This window comes from Treponema sp. UBA7570, assembly GCA_002477955.1.
Classification (GTDB): Bacteria; Spirochaetota; Spirochaetia; order Treponematales; family Treponemataceae; genus Treponema_D.
Map to the genome: position 1 here is coordinate 1 of DLLE01000040.1, position 3,437 is coordinate 3,437.

The 3,437-nt window shown below is 38.1% G+C and carries 2 protein-coding genes; one reads left to right on the forward strand and one right to left on the reverse strand.

Annotated features, from left to right (window positions below; all coding sequences use genetic code 11):
* Nucleotides 1-35 precede the first annotated feature (35 nt).
* Nucleotides 36-1,496, reverse strand: a complete 1,461-nt coding sequence (locus B4N75_RS04960; RefSeq protein WP_296668559.1) for an MATE family efflux transporter — start codon at nucleotides 1,494-1,496, stop codon at nucleotides 36-38.
* A gap of 128 nt (nucleotides 1,497-1,624) precedes the next feature.
* Here B4N75_RS04960 and B4N75_RS04965 point away from each other — a divergent pair, with 128 nt between their 5' ends.
* On the forward strand, nucleotides 1,625-3,166 hold the full coding sequence (locus B4N75_RS04965) for a pallilysin-related adhesin (protein WP_296668557.1): 1,542 nt from the start codon (nucleotides 1,625-1,627) through the stop codon (nucleotides 3,164-3,166).
* Nucleotides 3,167-3,437: the final 271 nt, after the last annotated feature.

The following is a 3,437-nucleotide window of genomic DNA, read 5'->3' on the forward strand; positions in this document are numbered from 1 at the left end:
CTTTTACGAACAGCCTTTATATTTACTTTTGTATTTTATTCGTTTGTTTGAGAAGAAATTGTTTTTTCTTCAGCTTTTAGGTCTTTAATCAAAAATAAAAACATTCCTACGGCAATTAAAACCGCAACTGCGTCGGCAAACGGCTGTGCAAAGATAATTCCGTTAAGTCCAAAAAGTTTTTGCATTATAAGAATTGCCGGTAAAAATACAAAACCCTGGCGGCTTACGGCAAGAACAAGCGACTGCAAGCCTTTTCCCATTCCCTGGAATGTAAAATTTAAAACGAACATAATTCCAATAAACGGTGCCGATGACATAAGTGCATAAATAATATCTACGCCTAACGCAACAACAGCCGGATCTTCCGAGAAAATATTTATGATTGGCTTTGCAAAAATTATATAAAGTACGGTAAGAGAAACTCCCAGCACAACATTTACCAAAATAGAAAAATTTACGATTTTTTTAACGCGAATAGAATTTTTTGCGCCGTAATTGTAGCCGATTAACGGAGCGATTCCTATTCCGAGTCCAAGCTGAATAAAAATTGTCAGCATGTTTGCCTTGAGCGCAACTCCCATTGCGGCAACAGGAATATCGCCATAAACTGCTGTACCATCGATAAATGTTCTTATAAACGGCAATAGTTTTTCTGATACGACAGGAACGCTGTAATACGAAGCTAGAAGGTTGTTTGTCAGAATTGAACTTAAACTCATCAAAATGTTTGTAAGGCTTGCAGGAAGTCCGATTGCAAGAACGCCGAGCAAAATTCCGTTTGAAATTTTAAAATATTTCGGGTTTATTGTGAGCGTTGAGTTTTTTGAAAGGACATGCGCAAGATAGATTACAATCGTAACGATGTTTGCAATTACAGTTGCAATTGCGGCTCCTTTTACACCGAGTCCAAGTCCTGGAATTCCTAAAAATGAGTCGAGAATAAAAATCGGATCGAGCACAATGTTTACGGCTGTTCCGGCAATTAGCCCGACCATTGAGTTTTGAGAAGCGCCTTCTCCGCGGATTATGTTTGTGTAGGCTGTCGAAATAACAATTGCAGGTCCGCCGTACGCAATATATTTTAAGTAATCGCGTGCAAACTGTGCTGTTGTCTGAGTTGTTCCAATCAATTTGAGAATTCTTTCCATATTGAAAAGAATTATGAATAGCCCTAGAAAACCTGTAAAAATTCCTGCGTAAAGACAAAATGAAGCAATGCTTTTTACTTTTTCGTAGTTTTTTTCGCCAAGCGCGCGGCTTATAAACGAAGAGCCGCCCATGCCGAAGATGTTTCCTGCTGCCATGAGAAACAGAAAAATCGGGGTTGCAACGTTTACCGCTGCAAACTGGCTAGGATCGCCTGTCTGACCGACAAAAAAAGCGTCAACCATGTTGTACAAAACAGTAACAATCATGCTGAGGACTGTAGGAAGCGCAAATTTAAAAACCGCCTTTGGAACCGGCGTGTGCTCAAAAATTTCAATATTTTTTATCATAGTACAGAAATTTTATAAAAAACAGAAAAAATGTCAATAAATAGTAATATATAGAAGAGTTTGTAACTATTTGCGAAGCGCTTTGTTTTATTGAGCGAAATTAACCGATTTGGTAAACTTTACTGATTATGAAAAAACTTATTCCAGTGATTTTTGTTATTGTTGCCGCAGGACTTGCATTTTTTTTTGTTGGAAAAAATCTTTTTATAAAAGACAATTCATATTCGCGTGCAAAAATTATAAAACCGGTTGTTGAAATAGAAAAGTCCGAAGAAGAAAATTTGGAAAATGAATACGAAGATTATGAGCAGACTTCGTTTATTGAACTTGCCAACGATGAAACTCTTCTGAACGTTGTTACGATGGATATTGACGATGACGGTTATGATGATCAGATAAATATTGTAAAAACATCAAGAAGCCCTTTTTTGGCACTTATTGTCGGTTTGTACAATCCTTCAACTTCTTCTTATGTCAGAGCAGCTTGGATTGCAACTACGGTAAGCCAGATTCGTACTTTTGCCTGTACTGCGCTAGACGTAATCGGAAACCACAAAAATTCACTTGTTTATCAGGGAATTACGGACGAAGGTCATTCTGTTTTGTGTATTTTTAACGGAAGCCGCACTAAAAAAGGCGACTTTGTTTTGACAAAAATCGGAGACTTTGAGTCTGACGGAACGGTTTTTATTCAGCAGACAGAACGAAACGAAGCTTACGAGTTGAGCCAGACAAAGGCCGACAGTTTTCCTGTTTGGGTTTATGCTTCGGATTCGGCAGAAGACAGCGCCCGGCTTGACCAGATTCAGACAATGTACGATTGGAACGAAAAAGAAGGTGAGTATACTCAGGTTAAGCAGGTTCGTGTTACAGGAAACCGCATTGCCGCAAAAGAACTTGCGAGAATTCAGGATGGAACTGTCGCGACTTTTTCTAAATTTCTGGAAGGCTTGTGGTATAAGACCGAAAATTCAGGCGGAAACGTACGTTATATCTTTTTTGATCCTCAGACGCACGAGATTATTTTTCATTATCAGGACAGCGAAGAAGTGTATTCGTGGCTAAATGCAAAACTCCGCAGAAACGGAATGTATTTTACTTCGATAAACCAGTCAATCGAAAACCTTCAGAGGCGTTTTGATATTTCGCTTGTAAATGTCGATGAAATAAGAATTCGGATTCAGGATGATGTCCGGATGATTATCAGCGAAAGCACTCTCTGGGACGGAAATTATAAAAAAGTTTCGACAAAATTAAACCAAAAAACTGTTGCAGGCGAATCTGAAAAAGCGCTAAAAAGGCTTGTCGAAGGGCCTGCATGGACTACTTCTGATGGAAAATATTTTGTTTTTGCAAACGATGTATATATAGTAGAGTCTGAGAAATTTACAGATAAAGGCCGTTTTGTCTTGAATAGTATTTCTGACACAAAATTGATGCAGTTTAGAAGCGACACCGACATAAAATTTTTTAACGGATATTATTCTGCAAGTTTTGGCAAAATTAAAAAAACTGAGAGAAATAAGCGCGGAAAAACAACAGAATTTGTTGTGGATGACAACGACACTGTAATTTTGCAGTCGGTTGATGTAACTCCGAATGGATTTTTTCAGAATGAAGTGCTTCCGTTGACACTCAAAAAAACTGAATTAAAAAAGACCGAAGAATAGAAAACTCGCAGATAAAAAGGCGTGTAAGAAAATCTTGAAAGAAGCGAAAATTTTAGCCCGGATTGCCGCGAAAAGACCGGACGAGCGGAGCGAAGGAGGACTTGCAGCAAAAGCCGGCCGCGGTAAGGCTTTGTGCTCCTAAAATTTAAGATATTGAAATTCTGCGGTCAAATCTATAGAATATTTTAATTATGACTGCAAACGAATTACGCTCAAAATATATTGAGTTCTTCAAATCTAAAAATCATGTTGAAATTTCTGGTCAGTCTTT

Coding starts and splice junctions, on each gene's coding strand:
- B4N75_RS04960 (WP_296668559.1), bottom strand. CDS start 1,496: ATGATAAAAAATATTGAAATTTTTGAGCACACGCCGGTTCCAAAGGCG.
- B4N75_RS04965 (WP_296668557.1), top strand. CDS start 1,625: ATGAAAAAACTTATTCCAGTGATTTTTGTTATTGTTGCCGCAGGACTT.